This is a genomic window from Qipengyuania sp. JC766, assembly GCF_040717445.1.
In the GTDB taxonomy this organism is placed as follows: domain Bacteria; phylum Pseudomonadota; class Alphaproteobacteria; order Sphingomonadales; family Sphingomonadaceae; genus JC766.
The window spans coordinates 886464-906202 of the sequence record NZ_JBFEFL010000001.1 but is presented as its reverse complement, the minus strand read 5'-3'; the positions used below and the strand labels follow the sequence as shown (position 1 = coordinate 906202).

Sequence of the window (19739 nt, the reverse complement as noted above, 5' to 3'; positions counted from 1 at the left end):
TAAGACCGCCCCCTTTCGACCTGGTTGAATTATGAAAGCTGCCCGAGCATGTGCTCCGCGCTGCTGACCGAGAAGTCGCCCGGCTGCTCGACATTGAGCTGCTTCACGACGCCGTCCTCGACCAGCATGGAATAGCGCTGGCTGCGTTTGCCCATGCCGTATCCGCCCATGTCGGCGGTCAGGCCGATCGCTTCGGCGAAGTCGGCATTGCCGTCCGCCAGCATGGTGATGTCCTCGCTGCCGGTGGCCTTGTTCCACGCGCCGAGCACGAAGGCGTCGTTCACGCTGGTGCAGGCGATCTCGTCCACGCCCTTCGCCTTCAGCTCGTCCGCCTTCTCGACGAAGCCGGGAAGGTGCTTGGCCGAACAGGTCGGGGTGTAGGCGCCGGGCACCGCGAACAGCGCGACCGTGCGGCGGGCGAAGAAATCGGAAGTGGTCGTCTTCTCAGGACCGGAATCGGTCGCGCGCACCACTGTGGCTTCAGGGATCTTGTCACCGACGGAAATAGTCATGGGGGGTCGTTCCTTTCGTCCTTGCGAGGGTTGGCGCACGATATAATGCGTCGGCGCGCCCGGGCAACAAACAAGGATATAAAGAAAACTTTATATTTGCGAAGGGAGGGGCCAATCGCTAGGTCCGCGGCCAACGAGACGCCTTTCAGGAGACGAAAATGGCCCGCGCCGACAACGACTACATCATCAAGGATATCAACCTCGCCAAGTACGGGCGGGACGAGATCGAGATCGCCGAAACCGAGATGCCCGGCCTGATGGCGGTGCGCGAGGAATATGGCGAGGAGCATCCGCTGAAGGGCGCGCGCATCACCGGCAGCCTCCACATGACGATCCAGACCGCGGTCCTGATCGAGACGCTGAAGGCGCTGGGCGCGGATGTGCGCTGGGCGACCTGCAACATCTATTCCACGCAGGACCACGCCGCTGCCGCCATGGCGGAGCAGGGCGTGCCGGTGTTCGCCGTGAAGGGCGAGAGCCTGGCGGATTACTGGGACTATGTCGGCCGCATCTTCGACTGGTCGACGGACAGCGACGCGGATCTCACCGCCAACATGATCCTCGACGATGGCGGCGATGCCACCATGTTCGCGCTGTGGGGCGCGCGCTTGGAAGCGGGCGAGGAAATGCCCGCGCCGCAGAATGCCGAGGAAATCGAGATGCAGAAGGCGCTGAAGGCCTTCATCGCGAAGAAGCCCGGCTACCTCACCAAGAGCGTGCAGAACATCAAGGGCGTGTCGGAAGAAACGACCACGGGCGTCATGCGCCTCTACCAGATCGCCAAGGCCGGCAAGCTGCCGTTCCCCGCGATCAACGTGAACGACAGTGTCACCAAGTCGAAGTTCGACAACCTCTACGGCTGCAAGGAATCGCTGGTCGACGCTATCCGCCGCGCGACCGACGTGATGCTGGCCGGCAAGGTCGCCTGCGTCGCGGGTTACGGCGATGTCGGCAAGGGATCCGCTGCTTCGCTGCGTGACGGCGGCGCCCGCGTGATGGTGACCGAAATCGATCCGATCTGCGCCCTGCAGGCCGCGATGGACGGGTTCGAGGTCGTCACCATGGAAGAGGCGGTGAAGCGCGCCGACATCTTCTGCACCGCGACCGGCAACGAAGACGTGATCACCGCCGAACACATGAAGGCGATGAAGAACATGGCCATCGTGTGCAATATCGGCCACTTCGATTCCGAGATCCAGATTTCCGCGCTCGACAATTACGAGTGGAAGGAAATCAAGGAAGGCACCGACCTCGTCACCTTCCCGGACGGCAAGTCGATCCTGGTTCTGGCCAAGGGCCGCCTGGTGAACCTGGGCTGCGCCACCGGCCACCCCAGCTTCGTCATGTCCTCCAGCTTCACCAACCAGACGCTGGCGCAGATCGAGCTGTTCAAGAACACCGACAATTACGAAAACGACGTCTACGTCCTGCCAAAGCACCTGGACGAAAAGGTCGCCGCGCTGCACCTCGACAAGCTGGGCGTCATGCTCACGCAGCTGTCGAAGAAGCAGGCCGACTATATCGGCGTGCCGCAGGAAGGGCCGTTCAAGCCGGACCATTACCGCTACTAAAACGCGGTCCGGCAAATCAGCCGGGAACAACAGGCGGCGCGTCGACCCCGGTCGGCGCGCCGCCATTGCATTGAACGCAAGCGCCGCATAGCTGTCCGGTTATGGAATTCACGCCCACCGCGCTGCTGATCATCGGCCTTCTCATGGCCGCCTGGATGGGCGGCGCGGCGTGGCTGATGTTGCACGCCGCCGGCCGGTCGCGCGCGGCGGAAGGCAGCCGCAAGGCCGCGCGCCGGATGGCCCGCATGATCGACGAGGCACCGGCGATCCCGCTGCTGGTCCGCGCCGACGGCCGGATCGAGGGAAGCGAGAGGCTGGCGGGCTGGCTCGGCCTCAAGGCATTGCCGCGCTACCTCAGCGAAGTCGCCACCACGGGCGAGGGCGGACTGGAGCGCGCCGAGCTGGAGGCGCTGGAAAAGGCGGTGCAGGCGACGCAGAAGACCGCGCGGCCCTTCCGCCAGACGGTCACGCCGGTCGGGTCTGAAATGACCCTGGCGCTGCACGGCGCGCTGGCCGACCCCCAGGTTTCGCCCGGCGGCGCGGCGCTGGTCTGGATCTTCGACCTCAGCGAAAGCCGCGGGCGCATGGCCGCGCTCGAAACCGAAGCGAGCGAGGCGCGTCGGGATTTCGGTGCGCTCGCCGGCCTGATCGAAGCCGCCCCCCTGCCGATGTGGGTGCGTGAGAGCGACGGTCGCCTGCGCCTCGTCAACCGCGCCTATGTGAAGGCGGTTGACGGCGAGAGCGCCGAAGCCGTGGTGGCGGCCGGAACGGAACTGGTCGAGCCGGTCGACGGCCTCAGCGCCGCCGACGTCGCGCGCCAGGTCGCGGAACACGACCGGCGAGTGGAGCGCATCGTCCCCGTGACCGTGGACGAGATGCGCCGCAGCTTCCGCGTTATCGACCTGCCGCTGGGCGACGGGACCGTGGCCGGCTATGCGGTCGATATCGAGGACCTGGAGGAACAGGCCCGCGCTTTCCGCGCCTTTCGCGAAGCGCAGCGATCGATGCTGGACCAGCTTTCGGTCGGCGTCGGGCAGTTCGATTCCGAACGGAAGCTGGTCTTCGCCAACCAGCCGTTCCAGCGGGTCTTCCGGCTCAATTCCGGCATCGTCTCGCAGGGGATCGATTTCGCCCGCTTCCTTAGCGATGCGCGCGACAATGGCCGAGTGCCGGAACTGCGCGACTTCCCGGCTTGGCGGGCGGAACGCGTGGACTGGTTCGCCGGAGCGGAAACGCGGGACGAGGAATGGCCCCTTTCGGGCGGCACGCATCTGCGGATCGTGGCGCAGCCGCTGCCCGATGGCGGGCTCGTCCTCGTGGCGGAAGACCGCACGGAGCAGCTGGCGCTCGCCGCCACGCGCGACACGCTGCTGCGCACCCGGACCGCGACGTTCGACAGCCTGAAGGAAGCGCTTGCGGTGTTCGCACCCGACAGCCACTTGCAGCTCTGGAACCGCAGCTTCGCCGGCATGTGGGGCCTCGATGCCGACATCCTCGACGAGCATCCGGAAGCCGAAGCGATCCTGTCGCGGCTGAGGAAGAACCTCGCGGACCCGGAAAGCGCGGACGAGATCGGCCGCACGATCCGCGCCGCCACGCTCGACCGCAAGCGGCGCGAGGGGAGGGCGGTGATGGCGGACGGACGGACGCTGGAATATACAGGAGTCCCGCTGCCCGACGGGAATGGCCTGCTGACCGTGCTGGACATCACCGACAACGAGCGCGTCGAAACCGCCCTTCGCGATCGCAACCAGGCGCTGGAAGAGGCGGACGCGGTAAAGACGCGCTTCCTTGCCAACATGTCCTATGAACTGCGCACGCCGCTCACGTCGATCGGCGGCTATGCCGAGCTGCTGCAGGGCGGTGCCGGCGGCGCATTGTCCGCTTCGGGCGAGGATTACGTGGACGCCATCCTGCAATCGGTCGCGCGGCTGACGGAGCAGGTCGGCAACGTCCTCGACCTGTCGCAGAGCGAGGCCGGGCTGATGCCCCTGGCGCGCGATCCGATCGAGTTGATGCCCTTCCTGACCGGGATCATCCGCGAACGGGAAACCGCCATCGCGCACGCCTGCCTCGATCTGGACCTGCGCGGCAATCGTACCGTGGGCCGGGTGGAGGGCGACCGACAGCAACTGGCGCGCGCGGTCGGACACCTTCTCGACAATGCTATCGCCGGGACGCCGGACGGCGGGAAGATCCTCGTCGACCTGGCGCGCGAACGGGGCAAGGCGAGGATCGTCATTTCGGACAACGGGCGGGGCATGAGCGCGAAAGAACTCGCGCGCGCCCTTAATGCCGACCCCGGCAGCCGGACCGGAGAGGACGGCCGCAAGGGGCTGGGCATCCCGCTTGCCCGGCAGCTCATCGAAGCGCATGGCGGATCGCTGGAAATCATGTCGCAGTCCGGGCTCGGCACCACGGCCAAGATCCTGCTGCCGTGACCATCGCGCTGCCGGATATCGCGGCGACCGAGGCATTGGGACGCCGCATCGCGGACTTGCTCGAACCAGGCGACATCGTGGCGCTCTCCGGCGGGCTAGGCGCGGGCAAGACCACCCTGGCGCGGGCCATCCTCTCGGCGCTGGGGCATCGAGGCGAGGTGCCTTCGCCCACATTCACGATCGTCCAGACATACGATCCGCCGTCGGTCCGGCTGCCGGTCGTCCATGCGGACTTCTACCGGCTCAATTCCGCGGACGAGCTGGAGGAACTCGGCATCGACGAATATCGCGAAGGCGCGGCCATGCTGGCCGAATGGCCGGAGCAGGTGGGCGGCTTTTCCCACGATCCGCGCTGTCTTTCGATTGCGCTCGAAACTGCGGATGCAGGCCGAATGGCGATTGCCCGCCCGGGTGCGGATTGGCTAAGCCGCTGGCGATGAGCGAACTTCCCGAAGGCCTGAACGAATTCCTGCGCGTGGCGGGCTGGCACGATGCCGAAATCGATCCGATCCCGGGCGATGCGTCCTTCCGCCGCTATTTCCGCATCACTGGCGCCGAACGCGGCGCCATGCTGATGCATGCGCCCCCGCCGGAGGAAGACCCGCGTCCGTTCCTGGACGTCGCGCGGTGGCTCTCGGATCACGGACAGCGAGCACCCGAAATCTTCGCCGAGGATGCCGACGCGGGATGGGTGCTGACCGAGGACTTCGGCGATGCCCGGATGCGGGATTGGCTGGACGATAATCCGCAGGCCGAAGAACGTTGCTATGCCGAGGCGATCGACGCGCTGGTCCGCCTGCACCGCGAACCGGCCGGCCCTTTTAGCCCCTACGACATGGACACCTATCTTCGCGAAGCGCGCCTGCTGACCGAATGGTACTGCCCCGCGATGGGCGTCGATGCCGATGTTGAGGCTTACGATGCCGCCTGGCGCGAAGCGCTGGCGCCGCTGATGGGCAGGCAGCAGCCGGGCGTCACGGTGCTGCGGGACTATCACGCGGAAAACATCATGCTGCTGGCGCCTGCCGCGGACGGGCAGGGCGAACAGGGACTGATCGATTTCCAGGACGCGCGTGTCGGCCATCGCGCCTACGATCTCGTCTCGCTGCTGCAGGATGCGCGCCGCGACGTCTCGCCCGATCTGGAACGCGCGATGATCGCCCGCTATCTCGAGGGGATCGGGGAGCAGGCTCATTTCGATGCCGATTATGCGCGGTTGGGGGCGCAGCGGAATGCCAAGATCGTGGGCATCTTCACCCGCCTAGCCAAGCGCGACCACAAGCAGCGCTACTTGGCGATGATCCCGCGTGTGTGGGAAGCGATGGAGCGCGATCTCGCCCACGATGCGCTGGCCCCGGTCCGCGCCTGGTTCGATGCCAATATCCCGCAGGTTCTGCGCGACGATTTCGGCGGGGAGATCCAGTGACGGGCCTGGCATCCGATACCGCGATGGTCATGGCGGCGGGGCTGGGCAAGCGGATGCGGCCGCTGACCGCATCGCAGCCCAAGCCGCTGGTCCGGGTGTCCGGAAAGCCCCTGATCGACCACACCCTCGACCGCTTGCGCGAAGCCGGCATCGCGAAGGCAGTGGTCAACGTGCACTACATGGCCGATGCGTTGCAGGCACACCTCAAGGAACGCGCCGCGCCCAAGGTCGTCGTTTCGGACGAGCGCGAAATGCTGCTCGAAACGGGCGGGGGCATGATCAAGGCGCAGCCCGAGCTGCCCGATCCGTTCTTCTGCCTGAACTCGGACAATATCTGGCTGGAGGGGCCGCGCGACTGTTTCCGTGATCTGTCGGCGCGCTGGGATCCCGAGCGGATGGACGCGCTGCTCCTGCTCGTCCCGCACAAGGCGGCGGCGAACTTTCGCGGTCCGGGGGACTTCCATCTCGATGCGAGGGGCGCCGTCACGCGCCGCCGGTCCGGCCGGATCGCGCCCTTCATCTACACCGGTATCCAGCTCGTTTCGCATCATCTGCTGAGAGATCCGCCGGACGAGAAGTTCTCTACCAACGTCCTGTGGAACCGGGCAATCGAGGAAGGACGGCTGTTCGGCGTACCCTTCACCGGCAGCTGGTACGAAGTGGGGACGCCGGAGGCGATCGCGCCGACCGAAGACGCTCTTGCACGTGTCTGAGGGGCGCGGACCCGCCATCTATTCGATCGCAGCGCACCGGGGCTTTGCCGATGCCCTGGTGGCGGGCCTGGTGCCGCGATACGGCGATGCGCGCGGCAATCTACCACACTGCACGCTGCTTCTGCCGAGCAGCCGCGCGATCCGCACCGTATCGGACGCGTTCGTCAGGCACTACGGGACCGAGGGCCGCGACGGGCTGCTGATGCCCCGCATGGTGGCCGTGGGCGATCTCGATTTGGACGAGGTGCTCGGACCGCTGCTGGACCCGTTGGGCGATGCGGACATTCCGCCCGCGGTCGACCCCATGGTGCGCCGCTTCCGCCTCGCTGCCATCCTCAAGGAGGAAATGGGCGAGACAGCCCCGGAGGGCGGTGCCCTGCTGCGCTACGCCGCCGAAGTGGCCGCCAAGATGGATCGCCTGCTTGTCGAGGATATCGCGCCCGATGATCTTCTCGGCGAGGATGTGCTGGGCTGGCTCGGCAGCCTGGCGACCCATTGGGAAGACAACCTTCACCTGTTCGCGCGCGTGCAGGCGCGCTGGCTCGCCTGGCTGCAGGAGCACGGCCGCATCGATGGCGCGGCCCGGCGCAACCGGCTGTTCTCCAAGGCAGCGGAGCGGTGGCGGGCCAATCCGCCGGCAAATCCCGTGATCGCCGCCGGCGTGACCAGCGCGGCGCCGGCGCTGGCTCGCCTCTTGCGGGTCGTGACCGAGATGCCGCAGGGCGCCGTCGTCCTGCCCGATTTCGACCTGACACTTTCACCGGAAGTGTGGGACGAACTGGGCCGGGCGGGGGCGGGCACTCCGCCCTTCGCGCCGGAAGATGCGGTCACGCACCCGCAATACCACCTCAAGCTGCTCCTCAACCGGATGGCGATCGCGCGCGAGGAAGTGAAGCCCTGGCACCGCAAGGGGATGACCGCCGCCGCTCCGGAACGCAGTCACGCCGTTTCGACCCTGTTCCTGCCGCCCGAGGCGAGCCGCGACTGGGTGGCGCTTCCTGCGGACAAGAGACGACTTGCCGGCGTGCGGATCATGGAATGCGCGACTTCGGAGGAGGAGGCGCAGGCCGTCGCGTTGCTGGTGCGGCAAGCGCTGCTAGAAGACGAACGGCGCGTCGCCGTCGTCACACCCGATCGCGGGCTGGCGCAGCGCCTCGTCCACCACCTGCGCCGCTGGAACATCGCGGTGGACGACAGCGCGGGTACGCCGCTCGCCATAACCGTTGCGGGCAGGGTGCCGCTCCTGCTGGCGGAAGCCGTGGCGGAGCAGGCGGCCCCGGTCGAACTGGTCGCCCTGCTACATCATCCGCTTGTCCGCGGATCACTGGAACGCGGCATCTGGCTGGACCGGTTGCGAGCCTTCGACGATGCCATCCGAGGCCCGCGACAGGCGCCCGGGCTCGCGCCCCTGGCGGAATATGCGCGCAAGGCCGGGGTGGACGACTGGTGGCAGGATGTCGGTGCGGTCCTTTCGCCACTGGTGGAAGGCGACGGCATCCGCATTCTGGCTGATTGGCTCGACGCCATCGTCACGGCGGGAGAGGCGTTATGCGGCGAAGATCTCTGGGCGCGGGAAGACGGGCGCAGCCTGTCCGCATTGCTGGACGAGGTCCGCATGCAGGAGGAGGCAAAGGCGTTCTGGGTCGCCGCGGCGGACCTCCCCGCCGTGATTTCCGAGCTGATGAACGGCGTCACGGTGCGCAGGCCTTATGGCGGGCATCCGCGCGTCGCTCTCTACGGTTTGCTGGAAGCACGGATGAGCCGCGCGGACCTGACGATTTGCGCCGGCCTGAACGAAGGCAGCTGGCCCGCCACTCCGTCGGTCGATCCGCTGCTTGCCCCGGCAGTCCTGCGGGCGCTCGGCGTGCCCGGCGCGGACTTCCGCATAGGCCTTGCCGCGCACGACCTCGCGGGCGCGATGGGAGCACCGGAAGTGATCCTCAGCCGCGCCGCCCGCGATAGCGACGGGCCGACGATCCCGTCGCGCTTCCTCCTGCGGGTAAAGGCCCTGCTGGGCGACCGGTTGCTCGAAGAGCATCGCGAGCGGGACGCCGTGGAATGGGCAAGGGCGCTCGACGCGCAAGCGCGGCTGTCTCCTGCCGAGCGGCCGCGACCGATGCCGTCGTCGGATCAGCGGCGCGTGAAGGTAAGCGTGACCGCGCTCGATCGGCTGCGCTCCGATCCCTACCAGTTCTATGCGGGACAGGTCCTGCGGCTCGTGCAGAAGGACGGGCTGGATGCAGAACCCTCGCCGGCATGGCGCGGGACGGTGGCGCACGAAATCCTGGAGACCTGGCACAAGGCGAGGGCGGAAGGTGCGCCGCGACCGATGATGGAGATCGCCGACGAGACCCTCGAGCAGATGAACGCACACCCCCTGATGCGCGCTTTGTGGGAGCCGCGGCTGATGCGGGCGCTCCAGTGGGTGGAGCAGGAGATCGAGGGCCAGGAAGGCCGGGAGCCGATTGCGTTCGAGCAGTGGGGATCGGCGGAAATCCGCGGGGTTACGGTGCATGGCAAGGTCGATCGGATCGACCGGATGGAGGACGGCTCGCTCGCGATAGTCGATTACAAGACGGGCGGACCGCCGTCGAATTCGCAAGTCGAGGGCGGTTACGCCCTGCAGCTGGGGACGCTCGGAATCCTCGCGGAAATGGGCGCTTTCGAGGGCGTCAGCGGCACGCCGGCGGCGTTCGAATACTGGTCGCTCGCCAGCAGCGGGAAGAGCGAGACGGGTTTCGGCTATGTCGCCACCCCGATCAAGACCGGCAGCAGGAGGGGCGGAATTCCGCCGGAGGAGTTCCTGCCGCAGGTACACGATCATGTCGAAGAAGCGCTCGATCGCTGGATCCTGGGCGCCGAACCGTTCACCGCCCGTCTAAACCCCGATGCGAGCGTCTACGATACCTACGACCAGCTGATGCGGCTCGAGGAATGGATGGGGCGGGGCGATGAGTAGTTCGCCGGGACAGACGATCCACGGACTGGCCGACAACCAGGCGAAGGCGGTCGATCCGGCCGACAGCGTGTGGCTGTCCGCCTCGGCCGGCACGGGCAAGACCCATGTGCTGAGTTCGCGCGTGCTGCGGCTGCTGCTGCAGCCCGATGTCGAGCCTTCGCAGATCCTGTGCCTCACCTTTACCAAGGCGGGCGCTGCCGAAATGGCGGTGCGGGTGAACGAGAAGCTGGCGAGCTGGGTCCGGATGAAGCCGGAAGTCCTCGCCGCCAATTTGCGCGCGATCGGCGCACCGGTCGATCCGGCCACGCTGGAGCGGGCGCGGACTCGCTTTGCGAGCGTCCTCGATTGTCCCGGCGGAGGCCTGCGGATCGACACGATCCACGCCTTTTCCCAGTGGCTGCTCGCGGCCTTCCCGCAGGAGGCTGGACTGTTGCCGGGAACGAAGGCGATGGAGGATCGCGACCGCGACCTGCTCGCCCACCGGGTGCTGGCGGACATGCTGGTCGATGCGAAAGCGCAGGGCGACGACGGCCTCTTGGACGCGCTCGCCATGCTGAGCGTGCGCATGGCCCCCGACGGCGCGCGCCGCTGGCTGATGCGTTGCGCCGAGGCGCGCGAGCTCTGGTTCGGCACCGGCGCCTGGCAGGCGGAGGATATTCCTGCGCGCACGAAGCAGCTGCTCGGCCTGACCGCGGATGCCGGGCATGCCGATGCCGAGAGGCTGTGTTCGGACGATGTTTTCCCGGTCGAGACGGTCCGCCGCTTCGCCGCCGCGATGGCGGAATGGGGGACCAAGCAGGGGCTCGAATTCGCAGAGAAGCTCAATGCCTGGCTGGCCGCCGAGCCGGCGGGAAGGCTGGCGTATCTCGACGTCTTCCTGCAATCGGTCCTCACTGCCAAGGGCGAGCCGCGCAGCTTCAAGAAGCCGTTCGAAGCCAACCCGGCGCTCCCGCAATGGCAGGACGAGATCCGGCAGGCCCATCTCGGCGTTTCGCAATTCCTCGCCTTGCTTGACCTTGTCGACTGGCTCGTCCCGGCCCTGCAGATCGGGCAAGCTTTCGCCAGGCGGTGGGACGAGGCGAAACTGCGCGAAGGCTTCGTCGATTTCGACGACCAGATCCGCCGCGCGGCGGCGCTGCTGGGCCGGTCCGACCTTGCCGAATGGGTCCGCTACAAGCTCGACCGCCAGTTCGACCACATCCTGATCGACGAGGCGCAGGACACCAACCAGGCGCAGTGGGACATCATCAATGCGCTGACCGAGGATTTCTTCGCCGGTGCGGGCCAGCGCGGTTTCCGCCTGCGGACGATCTTCGTGGTGGGCGATTACAAGCAGGCGATCTTCCGCTTCCAGGGGACGAGTCCGCGCAATTTCCAGCGTGCGCGCGACCAGTTCGATGCCCGCATGGCGGACGCGGCGCGCGGTGCAGTCGAACTGAAGCTACCGGCGACGGTTCGCCCGCTGCAGAAGCTCGGCCTCGGGCGGTCCTATCGCACGTCGCAGCCGGTCCTGTCTTTCGTGGACGATGCCATCCGTGCGATCGGTCCGGAACGGTTCGGCCTGCCGGACGCACCCGAAGACCACCGGGGCGAGACACGGCCGGGGCAGGTCGTGCTGTGGCAACCGGTGCCGGCCCGCCCGGAAGAGGACCAGGACGGGAGCGACAGCGAAGAGGAACAGACCTGGATTTCGGAGCCCGAGCGGCGAATGGCCGACCGCATCGCGCAGCAGGTGGCGAGCTGGGTCAAGGCGGACCATCCGCACCATCGCCCCTATCCGCTGCACAAGGGCACGCCGCGCAATGCCGGGCCGGGCGACGTCATGATCCTGGTGCGCAAGCGCAGGGAACTGGCCGGGCTGATTGTCGCCCGCTTGCATGCCGCCGGTGTCCCGGTTGCCGGGGTCGACCGCCTGCGGCTCGGCGCGCCGCTGGCGGTCAAGGATCTGATGGCGGCGGTCCGCTTCGCCGCGCAGCCGCGCGACGACCTCAGCCTCGCCTGTCTCCTCGTCTCGCCGCTCATCGGTTGGAGCCAGCAACAGCTGCTCGATCACGGCTACCGCGAAAAGGGCGTGACCCTGTGGGACCATCTGCGCAGGGGCGAGCATCCGGACGTGGTCGAAACCGTCGGCCGTTTGCGCGACCTGCTGAGGCTGGCGGACTACGAACCGCCGCAAGCACTCCTGCACTGGATGCTGGTGGGCCCCTGGCGCGGCCGGGCGAAGCTGTCCGGTCGGCTCGGCAGCGAGGCGAACGATCCGATCGACGAATTGCTGAACGCGGCCCACGCCTACAGCTCCGCGCACGTACCGAGCCTGGCCGGTTTCATCCGCTGGTTCGACGCGGGCGAGGGCGAGCTGAAGCGCGAGGCGGGGGCCAATGCCGGCATGGTGCAGGTCCTGACCGTCCACGGCGCGAAGGGGCTGCAGCGCCCGATCGTGATCCTTGCCGATGCGACGGGCGATCCCGACGCGTCGAAGACGCGGGACCTGACGCTGAGGGAAGAATTACCGGGCGGGGAGGGGCCGGAAGTGCCGATCCCGGGCCTGCGGACCGCCGAGCGCGTCGGCCGGATCGAGGCGGCGGACGAGGTGGCGAAACGCGAGGAGCGCGAGGAACACTGGCGCCTGCTCTACGTGGCGATGACCCGGGCGGAAGAAGCCCTGTTTGTCGGCGGTGCGCTGGGCAAGCGGGAAGACGAGCCCAAGGAAGACAGCTGGTTCGCGCAGCTCGCGCCGCTGGTCGATGGCCTGCCGGAAGACGACCCGGTCTGGGGCTGGCGCCTGACGCATGGCGAGGCGCCCGAACCGGTCGGCGGGATGCCGGGGGCAGCGCAGGCAATCACGACGCAGACCGAACTACCGGCTTGGACCGCCCAGCCGATCGGTCCCGAGCCGCAGCCGCCCGCTCCGCTCGCCCCGTCATCGGCGGGATTGGACGAAAGCCCGTCGCCGCCCATCGAAAGCGAGGCTCTGGAAGCCGCCGCCCTTCGCGGCACGCTGATCCATGCCCTGATCGAGCGGCTTCCCGCCGTGCCGTCCGACGACCGGCGCGAAGGGGCGCTGGCCTGGGTCGCGCGGCGCGAACCGCAACTGGCCGACGCGGCCCGGAAGGAGATCGTCGACAGCGCGCTGGCCGTGATCGACGATCCGCGCTTCAGCGAACTGTTCACCGATCGCGCTCTTGCCGAAGCGCCCTTTGCGGCGACGGTCGAAGGGCAGGTCGTGGCAGGGACGGTGGACCGCCTGCTGGTGACGGAAGACACGGTCCGCATCGTCGATTTCAAGACGACGCGCCGCCCGCCGACGGACCTTGATGCCGTGCCCATTTCCACCCTGCGGCAGATGGCCGCCTATGTCGCGGCGATGGCAAAGATCTACCCCGATCACACCGTGGGAGCCGCGATCATCTACACCCACGCGCCGTCCCTCATCGCGCTGCCGGCCGATCTGATGTTGCAACACAAGCCGCGATTTGCGGAGCGCGAGGAAAGCTTTGGCGCGCCAGCCATTGTGTGAACAAGGTAAGCTGCCACATGGACCACATCGCATTACCAGGAGACATTGCATGGCCACGATCAACGTAACCGACAACAGCTGGCAGTCGGATGTCCTAGAAGCCGACAAGCCGGTGCTCGTCGATTTCTGGGCCGAGTGGTGCGGGCCGTGCAAGATGATCGCGCCGGCGCTGGAAGAAATCAGCGACGAGCTGGCCGACAAGATCACCATCGCCAAAATGGACATCATGGAGAATACCGGCGTGCCGGGCGAGATCGGCGTGCAGTCGATTCCGCTGATGGTCCTGTACAAGGACGGCAAGCCGGTCGCGCAGAAGCTGGGCGCTGCGCCCAAGGGCCAGCTGAAGCAGTGGATCGAAAGCGAGCTTTAGGCGAGCCGCGCGAGCTTCGCTGCGAGCGCCTCCCATAGTTCCGGACTGGCTGCGCTGATGAGGCCCGGCCGGTCCCATTCGTCCACCCGGTAGGCGGATCCGTCGGGCCGCGCGACCATGCCGCCGGCCTCGTTCAGCCACAGCACGCCCGCGGCATGGTCCCATGCCAGCGTGCGTTCGAAGATAGAGACGTCGTTCTCGCCCAGCGCGAGGCGTGGATATTGTTCCGCGGCGCAGTAGGGGATGTCAACCAGCGTGTAGTCGGGCGCGACATGTTGCCTGATCGCCTCGCGCTTCGCATCGTCCAGGAACACCAGCGATATGGCGGCGACTGGCTTTGGCTGTCCGGTCGGACGGGCCGCGATCTTCTCGCCGTCCACGAACGCGCCCTTGCCGCGATGGGCAATGCACAGCCGGCCCGTCAGGCAATCGAAGATCCAGCCGGTATGCGCGATGCCGCCCGATGCCATCGCGATCAGGATGCCGAAGGGTGGCTTCCCCTTCGCGAAGTTTCGCGTCCCGTCGAGCGGATCGACGATCCAGCAATCGCTGCCCAGCGCATCCTGTATCGCCGGATCGGCATGGGCGGCTTCCTCGCCGACGACGGGCAGGTCCGCGAGGGCGCGCAGCCCTTCGGCCAGCATGGCTTCCGCTTCGCGATCCGCCACGGTCACCGGATCGTTGCCGCCCTTGTCCTCGATCTGCCCGGCCTCCAGCGCCTGGTAGCGCGGCAAGATTGCGGTCTCGTTCACCCGGCGCAGCAGGCGTTCCATTTCGGCATGGAGCGCGTCGGGCGTCACGAGCGGTAGTCGCCGTTGATGGCGATGTAGCCGTGGGTGAGATCGCAGGTCCAGACGCTCGCGCGTCCGTCGCCGAGCGCGAGGTCCACGTCGATGCGGATGTCCTGTCCGCGCAGGTGTTCGGCGAGCGGTGCTTCGTCCAGCGGATCGACGGGCTGGCCCTCGCGCGCGGCCCAGTGCCCGCCGAAACCGATGGAAAGTCGGTCGCGGTCTGCGGGTTCGCCGGCCTTGCCCACGGCCATGACCACGCGGCCCCAGTTCGCGTCCTCTCCGGCGATGGCGGTCTTCACCAGCGGGGAATTGGCGACCGACAGCGCGATGCGATGTGCGCTCTCGTCCGAAACGGCGCCCGTCACCGCGACCTCGATAAACTTGCTCGCCCCTTCGCCGTCGCGCACGACCAGGTGCGCGAGCCGTCGGCAGACATCCTCGAGCGCGCCGGCAAAGGCATCCGCGCCCGGATCGTCGAACGAGGCGATGGGCGGATTGCAAGCAGCGCCGGTGGCGAAGACCAGCACTGTGTCGCTGGTGGAGGTATCCCCGTCGACCGTGATGCAGGAGAAGGTCCGCCGGTTGATGTCGGTCAGCAACTGCTGGAGGAAGGCGGGGGCGACCGCCGCATCGGTGAACACGTAGCCCAGCATGGTCGCCATGTCGGGCGCGATCATTCCGCTGCCCTTGACGATGCCGGCCAGTTCTACGCGCGTTTCGCCCACGATGGCCGCGGCGCCTGCCCCCTTGGGGAACGTGTCGGTCGTGCCGATGGTGGCGGCGGCCGTTTCCCAGTCGCACGGATCGGCGGTCAGCGCGGCATCGATGCCGGCCTTCGCCCGGTCGCGCGGGAGGGGAACTCCGATCACACCGGTGGAGGACACAAACACCTCGCCCCGCGCGCAGCCGAGATGATCCGCCACTTGCGCCATGATCTGCTCGACCGCCTCGCGCCCGCGATAGCCGGTAAAGGCGTTGGAATTGCCCGCATTGACCACCAATGCCCGTGCGCTGCCGTCGCGCACCTGCTCACGCCCCATCTCGACCTCGCTGGAAGCGCAGGCGCTGCGCGTGAGGACGCCGGCAACGGCCGTTCCCGGCGCCAGTTCGACATAGGTCAGGTCCGCCCGGTCCCAGTCCTTGTAGCGTGCGCGGGCCACGCGCAGGGTCACGCCGCCGATGCCGGGCAAGTCGGGAAAGGGCAGGGCCAGGGGAGAGGGTTTGAGTTCCATGCGTGCCGCCGTAAGATCAGCGGCAAATGCCGGCAAGGCAGAACAGGTCGTTCGACACGGCCGTTACCCCATCATTACTTCGGCAACGCAGTTCGTGGTCGTGGAATGATTGCCGCAGGATCCACTGCAAGGTGGACGAATGGCAGCTTGTGGCCTATGTCAGCCGCGATGTTCCGTCGCCTGATCGCCTGCCTCGTGCTTCTCACCGGCCTCGCCGCCGTGAACGCGCCTGCGCATGCCGCGGCGCTCGGTTCGACCGCGCAGGCCGCGGCGGCGCAGGAATGCACGCCCGGCAGCGAGGAACAGCGTTGCCGCTGTCGCAGCGCGAAGGAAGCGGGCGACCGCAAGCCGGGAGAGCGCGGACCGTGCAAGGTCCGCAAGCCGATCGTCATCTATCTCCCCACGGTCCAGCTCGGTCCCGACCGCGCGCTCGAATAGCGCGTCGTTCTTCATAATCCGAAGTTCCTGTCGTCCCGATGCCGCACGCTCGGGCGGCGCAATCGCATATTCTGACATTATCCGGGAAGCAGCACCTCATGCTCAAGGCTCTCAGCAAGTCCATTTTTGGCTCGTCCAACGACCGTTACGTCAAGTCGCTGGGCAAGATCGTCAACGAGATCAACGCTCTGGAAGAGCAGATCCAGGCCCTTTCCGACGAGGAACTGCAGGGCCAGACCGTCAAGTTCCGCCAGCAGCTCGCCGAAGGGCGCACGCTGGACGACATCCTGCCCGAAGCCTTCGCCACCGTGCGCGAGGCATCCGTGCGCGTGCTCGGCATGCGGCACTTCGACGTGCAGATGATCGGCGGCATCGTCCTCCATCGCGGCGAAATCTCCGAGATGAAGACCGGCGAGGGCAAGACGCTGGTGGCAACGCTCGCCACCTACCTTAACGCGCTTTCGGGCAAGGGCGTCCATGTCGTCACCGTCAACGACTACCTCGCATCGCGCGACGCGGAATGGATGGGCCGCCTGCACAACTGGATGGGCCTGACGGTCGGCGTCATCGTGCCGAACCTGAACGAGTTCGAGCGCCGCGAAGCCTACGGGTCCGACATCACCTACGGCACCAACAACGAGTTCGGCTTCGACTACCTGCGCGACAACATGAAGCACGACAAGGCGCAGATGGTGCAGCGCCCCTTCAACTACGCGATCGTCGACGAGGTGGACTCGATCCTGATCGACGAAGCGCGCACGCCGCTGATCATTTCCGGCCCCACCGAGGACAAGACCGACCTTTACGTCACCATCGACGAGGTCGTGAAGAAGGTCGACGAGGACTGGTACGAGGCCGACGAGAAAACCAAGAACATCAGCTGGACCGAAGACGGTATCGAGGAGGTCGAGAAGCTGCTGATCGCGGCCGGCCTTCTCGAGACGGACAATCTCTACGACGTGGAGAACACGCAGGTCGTCCATCACCTCGACCAGGCCCTCAAGGCCAACATCATGTTCAAGAAAGACACCGACTACATCGTCAAGGACGACAAGGTCGTCATCATCGACGAGTTCACCGGCCGCATGATGGACGGGCGCCGCTGGTCCAACGGCCTTCACCAGGCGGTGGAAGCCAAGGAAGGGGTCAAGATCGAGCCCGAGAACCAGACCATGGCCTCGATCACCTTCCAGAACTATTTCCGCATGTATCCCAAGCTGTCCGGCATGACCGGCACCGCCGCCACCGAGGCGAGCGAGTTCTGGGACATCTACAAGATGAACGTGGTCGAGATCCCGACCAACGTCCCCGTCGCCCGCATCGACGAGGAAGACGAGTTCTACAAGAACACGATGGACAAGTTCGCGGCCATCGCGAAGGCCATCAAGGAGAAGCAGGAAACCGGCCAACCGGTGCTCGTCGGTACCGTCTCGATCGAGAAGTCCGAACTCCTCAGCCAGTTCCTCGACAAGGAAGGCGTGAAGCACGAAGTGCTCAACGCCCGCCAGCACGAGCGCGAGGCGCACATCGTCGCACAGGCGGGCCGCATGGGTGCGGTGACCATCGCCACCAACATGGCCGGTCGCGGGACCGACATCCAGCTGGGCGGCAATGTCGAATTCCGCGTGGGCGACGAACTCGGCGAGATAGAGGAAGGTCCGAACCGCGATGCCGCGATCGAACGGATCAAGCAGGAAGTGCGCGAGGAAAAGCAGCGCGTGCTCGATGCAGGCGGCCTGTTCGTGCTCGGCACCGAACGGCACGAAAGCCGCCGGATCGACAACCAGCTGCGCGGCCGATCCGGGCGCCAGGGCGATCCGGGCCTCAGCCGGTTCTACCTTTGCCTCGAAGACGACCTGCTGCGCATTTTCGGCCCGGACACGCTGTTCGCGCGGATGATGAACTCCAACCTGGAAGACGGCGAGGCGATCGGGTCCAAATGGCTGTCCAAGGCCATCGAGACCGCGCAGAAGAAGGTCGAGGCGCGCAATTACGACGTGCGCAAGCAGGTCGTCGAATACGACGACGTCATGAACGATCAGCGCAAGGTCATCTACGAACAGCGCGGCGAGATCATGGACAGCGAGACCGTGGACGACGTGGTGCTGGACATGCGGCAGGACACGATCGCCGCGCTGGTGGCGCAAAGCTGTCCTCCGGGTTCCTATCCGGAACAGTGGGACGTCGAGGGCCTGAAGGCCAACGTCAACGAAGTCCTCGGCCTCAACCCGCCGATCGACGAATGGCTGGAAGAGGACCAGATCGAACCGGAAATCTTCGAGGAACGCATTTCCGCGATGGCGGCCGAGGTGATGGACCGCAAGGTCGCCGAATCCGATCCGCAGCTGTGGCGGCGGGTGGAAAAGTCGATCCTGCTCGATCGGCTCGACCATCACTGGAAGGAACACCTGGCAACGCTCGATGCGCTGCGGCAGGTCGTGTGGCTGCGTGCCCACGCCCAGAAGAAGCCGATCGACGAATACAAGCAGGAAGCGTTCGGCCTGTTCGAAAGCATGCTCGACACGCTACGCCAGGACGTCACCGGCATCCTGATCAAGAGCGAACTGCGCATGGCCCCGCCGCCGCAGGAATCGCTGCCGGACCTGCCGGACTTCCTGACCGGTCACATCGATCCGCTGACGGGCCTCGACAATTCGAACGACGGAGACGGTTCGGAAACGCAGGCAGCCCATTTTGGGGCACTCGCCGGTTCCGCCCAAGCTGCTGCAGGGCCGGGCGGCCACTTCCCCGACAACCCGTATGCGGACCAGAATATCAGCCGCAACGCCCCGTGCCCCTGCGGTTCGGGCAACAAGTACAAGCACTGCCACGGCGCGATGGCGTGACCCACAACGAAAGGGGCCTGACCGCCAATGCGGTCAGGCCCCTTTCAGTTCCAATGCTGGAAAAAGGGGCTCCTTCGAGATTGTATTACATTACCAAGGGTGGAAACCAATCTTTGGAAACCCGACCTCGTTTTCTATGAACTGAACTCATTTCCTATGAAAGAGTCCGCGAAAATTACCCAATGGTAAGCCTTCCGGATAAACATCGTTGGGCGAGGACTCGAGGGTGGGATCTGTTAGCCACGGCAAACGATCTGGTAGTCCCCTCGTCACCCGATCATCGGTCATTTCAACTGTGACATTGCTAATTCTTGTGCCGGAGCCGAATTCGGCAGCAATGTCATCCTTGTCCAACAGAATGATGGTAGCATGATTGGTTGGATCGTCGAACGTGACAAAAGTTGGATAGAACGCAGGCGGAAGCGGATAGGGCCCTTCGCGTTTCTCTAAATTTCGGGCTGCCCGCACACCCCAGGCATGATCACCGCCAGGGGCGGGTAGCAGCGCACGCCAAGGGTAAAGGTTGCCTGCTTCGACAAGATCCCGCTCATTGTAGAGCAACGCAAAAAGCGTCTTTCCATTGGGCATGTCGACCGCCACCGCCTCGCCATGGTGACGCAAACGAACCTTGTTCCCCAAGGTCGGGCCCGGCGGCTGTTCGCGAACCTCGACCTCGATTACGCTCGAGCCCTCACGTTCGCCTTGCGGCGTATCGACCTCGACTGTCAGTCGATACCGAACAGTTTCTGAGCTATCGCAAGCGGTGAGTGTGAGAAAGGCCAAGCAGGCTAGAAGAACATCGCGCGTCATCGGCGTATCCGAAGTCTCTCGTTTGATGAGCATTTCGGATTGATCTGCTCTCTTGCGGTACCGATTACGTTTGAACCGTTTAGGAAATCCTATTTCTTGAGCTCGCTCGACGT

14 protein-coding genes are annotated in these 19739 nt (G+C 66.1%); 10 read left to right on the top strand and 4 right to left on the bottom strand.

The window, feature by feature from the left end:
- Nucleotides 1-29: 29 nt before the first annotated feature.
- Nucleotides 30-512: a peroxiredoxin gene (locus AB1K63_RS04435; protein ID WP_366958742.1), complete on the bottom strand. Its 483-nt coding sequence runs from the start codon at nucleotides 510-512 to the stop codon at nucleotides 30-32.
- Between the two features lie 158 nt (nucleotides 513-670).
- On the opposite strand from AB1K63_RS04435, the gene ahcY reads away from it, so the two are divergent.
- The 8 genes from ahcY (at nucleotide 671) to trxA (ending at nucleotide 13509) form a co-directional block, all read left to right on the top strand.
- Nucleotides 671-2083 (top strand): adenosylhomocysteinase, encoded by a 1413-nt coding sequence (gene ahcY / locus AB1K63_RS04430; RefSeq protein WP_366958741.1) that lies wholly within the window; start codon nucleotides 671-673, stop codon nucleotides 2081-2083.
- Between the two features lie 101 nt (nucleotides 2084-2184).
- Nucleotides 2185-4524, top strand: a complete 2340-nt coding sequence (locus tag AB1K63_RS04425) for a PAS-domain containing protein (protein WP_366958740.1) — start codon at nucleotides 2185-2187, stop codon at nucleotides 4522-4524.
- Nucleotides 4521-4964 (top strand): tRNA (adenosine(37)-N6)-threonylcarbamoyltransferase complex ATPase subunit type 1 TsaE, encoded by a 444-nt coding sequence (tsaE, locus tag AB1K63_RS04420; protein WP_366958739.1) that lies wholly within the window; start codon nucleotides 4521-4523, stop codon nucleotides 4962-4964. Before AB1K63_RS04425 ends, tsaE begins: the two co-directional genes overlap by 4 nt.
- Entirely contained in the window at nucleotides 4961-5950 is a 990-nt protein-coding gene (locus tag AB1K63_RS04415) for a phosphotransferase (protein ID WP_366958738.1), read from the top strand. Before tsaE ends, AB1K63_RS04415 begins: the two co-directional genes overlap by 4 nt.
- Nucleotides 5947-6663 carry a nucleotidyltransferase family protein gene (locus AB1K63_RS04410; protein WP_366958737.1) on the top strand — a complete coding sequence of 239 codons (717 nt, stop codon included), beginning with the start codon at nucleotides 5947-5949 and terminating at the stop codon, nucleotides 6661-6663. Before AB1K63_RS04415 ends, AB1K63_RS04410 begins: the two co-directional genes overlap by 4 nt.
- On the top strand, nucleotides 6656-9622 hold the full coding sequence (locus AB1K63_RS04405) for a PD-(D/E)XK nuclease family protein (protein WP_366958736.1): 2967 nt from the start codon (nucleotides 6656-6658) through the stop codon (nucleotides 9620-9622). The genes AB1K63_RS04410 and AB1K63_RS04405 overlap by 8 nt, the downstream gene beginning before the upstream one ends.
- Complete coding sequence (gene addA, locus AB1K63_RS04400; protein WP_366958735.1) at nucleotides 9615-13139, top strand: double-strand break repair helicase AddA; 3525 nt, start codon at nucleotides 9615-9617, stop codon at nucleotides 13137-13139. Before AB1K63_RS04405 ends, addA begins: the two co-directional genes overlap by 8 nt.
- A 49-nt stretch (nucleotides 13140-13188) precedes the next feature.
- Entirely contained in the window at nucleotides 13189-13509 is a 321-nt protein-coding gene (gene trxA / locus AB1K63_RS04395; RefSeq protein ID WP_366958734.1) for a thioredoxin, read from the top strand.
- On the opposite strand, the gene AB1K63_RS04390 is transcribed toward trxA, so the two are convergent.
- Both AB1K63_RS04390 and argJ read right to left on the bottom strand, forming a co-directional pair.
- The gene (locus AB1K63_RS04390) at nucleotides 13506-14282 is read right to left on the bottom strand and encodes an inositol monophosphatase family protein (protein WP_366960641.1); all 777 of its coding nucleotides are present in this window, start codon (nucleotides 14280-14282) and stop codon (nucleotides 13506-13508) included. The genes trxA and AB1K63_RS04390 overlap by 4 nt on opposite strands.
- 23 nt (nucleotides 14283-14305) lie before the next feature.
- Nucleotides 14306-15532 carry a bifunctional glutamate N-acetyltransferase/amino-acid acetyltransferase ArgJ gene (argJ, locus tag AB1K63_RS04385; protein ID WP_366958733.1) on the bottom strand — a complete coding sequence of 409 codons (1227 nt, stop codon included), beginning with the start codon at nucleotides 15530-15532 and terminating at the stop codon, nucleotides 14306-14308.
- Between the two features lie 168 nt (nucleotides 15533-15700).
- On the opposite strand from argJ, the gene AB1K63_RS04380 reads away from it, so the two are divergent.
- Nucleotides 15701-15970 (top strand): hypothetical protein, encoded by a 270-nt coding sequence (locus AB1K63_RS04380; protein WP_366958732.1) that lies wholly within the window; start codon nucleotides 15701-15703, stop codon nucleotides 15968-15970.
- A gap of 98 nt (nucleotides 15971-16068) precedes the next feature.
- Complete coding sequence (gene secA, locus AB1K63_RS04375; RefSeq protein WP_366958731.1) at nucleotides 16069-18816, top strand: preprotein translocase subunit SecA; 2748 nt, start codon at nucleotides 16069-16071, stop codon at nucleotides 18814-18816.
- Nucleotides 18817-18963: 147 nt separating this feature from the next.
- Here the strand turns inward: secA and AB1K63_RS04370 are convergent, their stop codons facing one another.
- Entirely contained in the window at nucleotides 18964-19626 is a 663-nt protein-coding gene (locus AB1K63_RS04370; protein ID WP_366958730.1) for a hypothetical protein, read from the bottom strand.
- Between the last annotated feature and the right edge of the window lie 113 nt (nucleotides 19627-19739).

Bases quoted from the DNA above. Each gene is read 5' to 3' on its own strand.
- AB1K63_RS04435 (WP_366958742.1), bottom strand. From the start codon at position 512: ATGACTATTTCCGTCGGTGACAAGATCCCTGAAGCCACAGTGGTGCGC.
- ahcY (WP_366958741.1), top strand. From the start codon at position 671: ATGGCCCGCGCCGACAACGACTACATCATCAAGGATATCAACCTCGCC.
- AB1K63_RS04425 (WP_366958740.1), top strand. From the start codon at position 2,185: ATGGAATTCACGCCCACCGCGCTGCTGATCATCGGCCTTCTCATGGCC.
- AB1K63_RS04415 (WP_366958738.1), top strand. From the start codon at position 4,961: ATGAGCGAACTTCCCGAAGGCCTGAACGAATTCCTGCGCGTGGCGGGC.
- addA (WP_366958735.1), top strand. From the start codon at position 9,615: ATGAGTAGTTCGCCGGGACAGACGATCCACGGACTGGCCGACAACCAG.
- trxA (WP_366958734.1), top strand. From the start codon at position 13,189: ATGGCCACGATCAACGTAACCGACAACAGCTGGCAGTCGGATGTCCTA.
- AB1K63_RS04390 (WP_366960641.1), bottom strand. From the start codon at position 14,282: ATGGAACGCCTGCTGCGCCGGGTGAACGAGACCGCAATCTTGCCGCGC.
- argJ (WP_366958733.1), bottom strand. From the start codon at position 15,532: ATGGAACTCAAACCCTCTCCCCTGGCCCTGCCCTTTCCCGACTTGCCC.
- AB1K63_RS04380 (WP_366958732.1), top strand. From the start codon at position 15,701: ATGTTCCGTCGCCTGATCGCCTGCCTCGTGCTTCTCACCGGCCTCGCC.
- secA (WP_366958731.1), top strand. From the start codon at position 16,069: ATGCTCAAGGCTCTCAGCAAGTCCATTTTTGGCTCGTCCAACGACCGT.
- AB1K63_RS04370 (WP_366958730.1), bottom strand. From the start codon at position 19,626: ATGACGCGCGATGTTCTTCTAGCCTGCTTGGCCTTTCTCACACTCACC.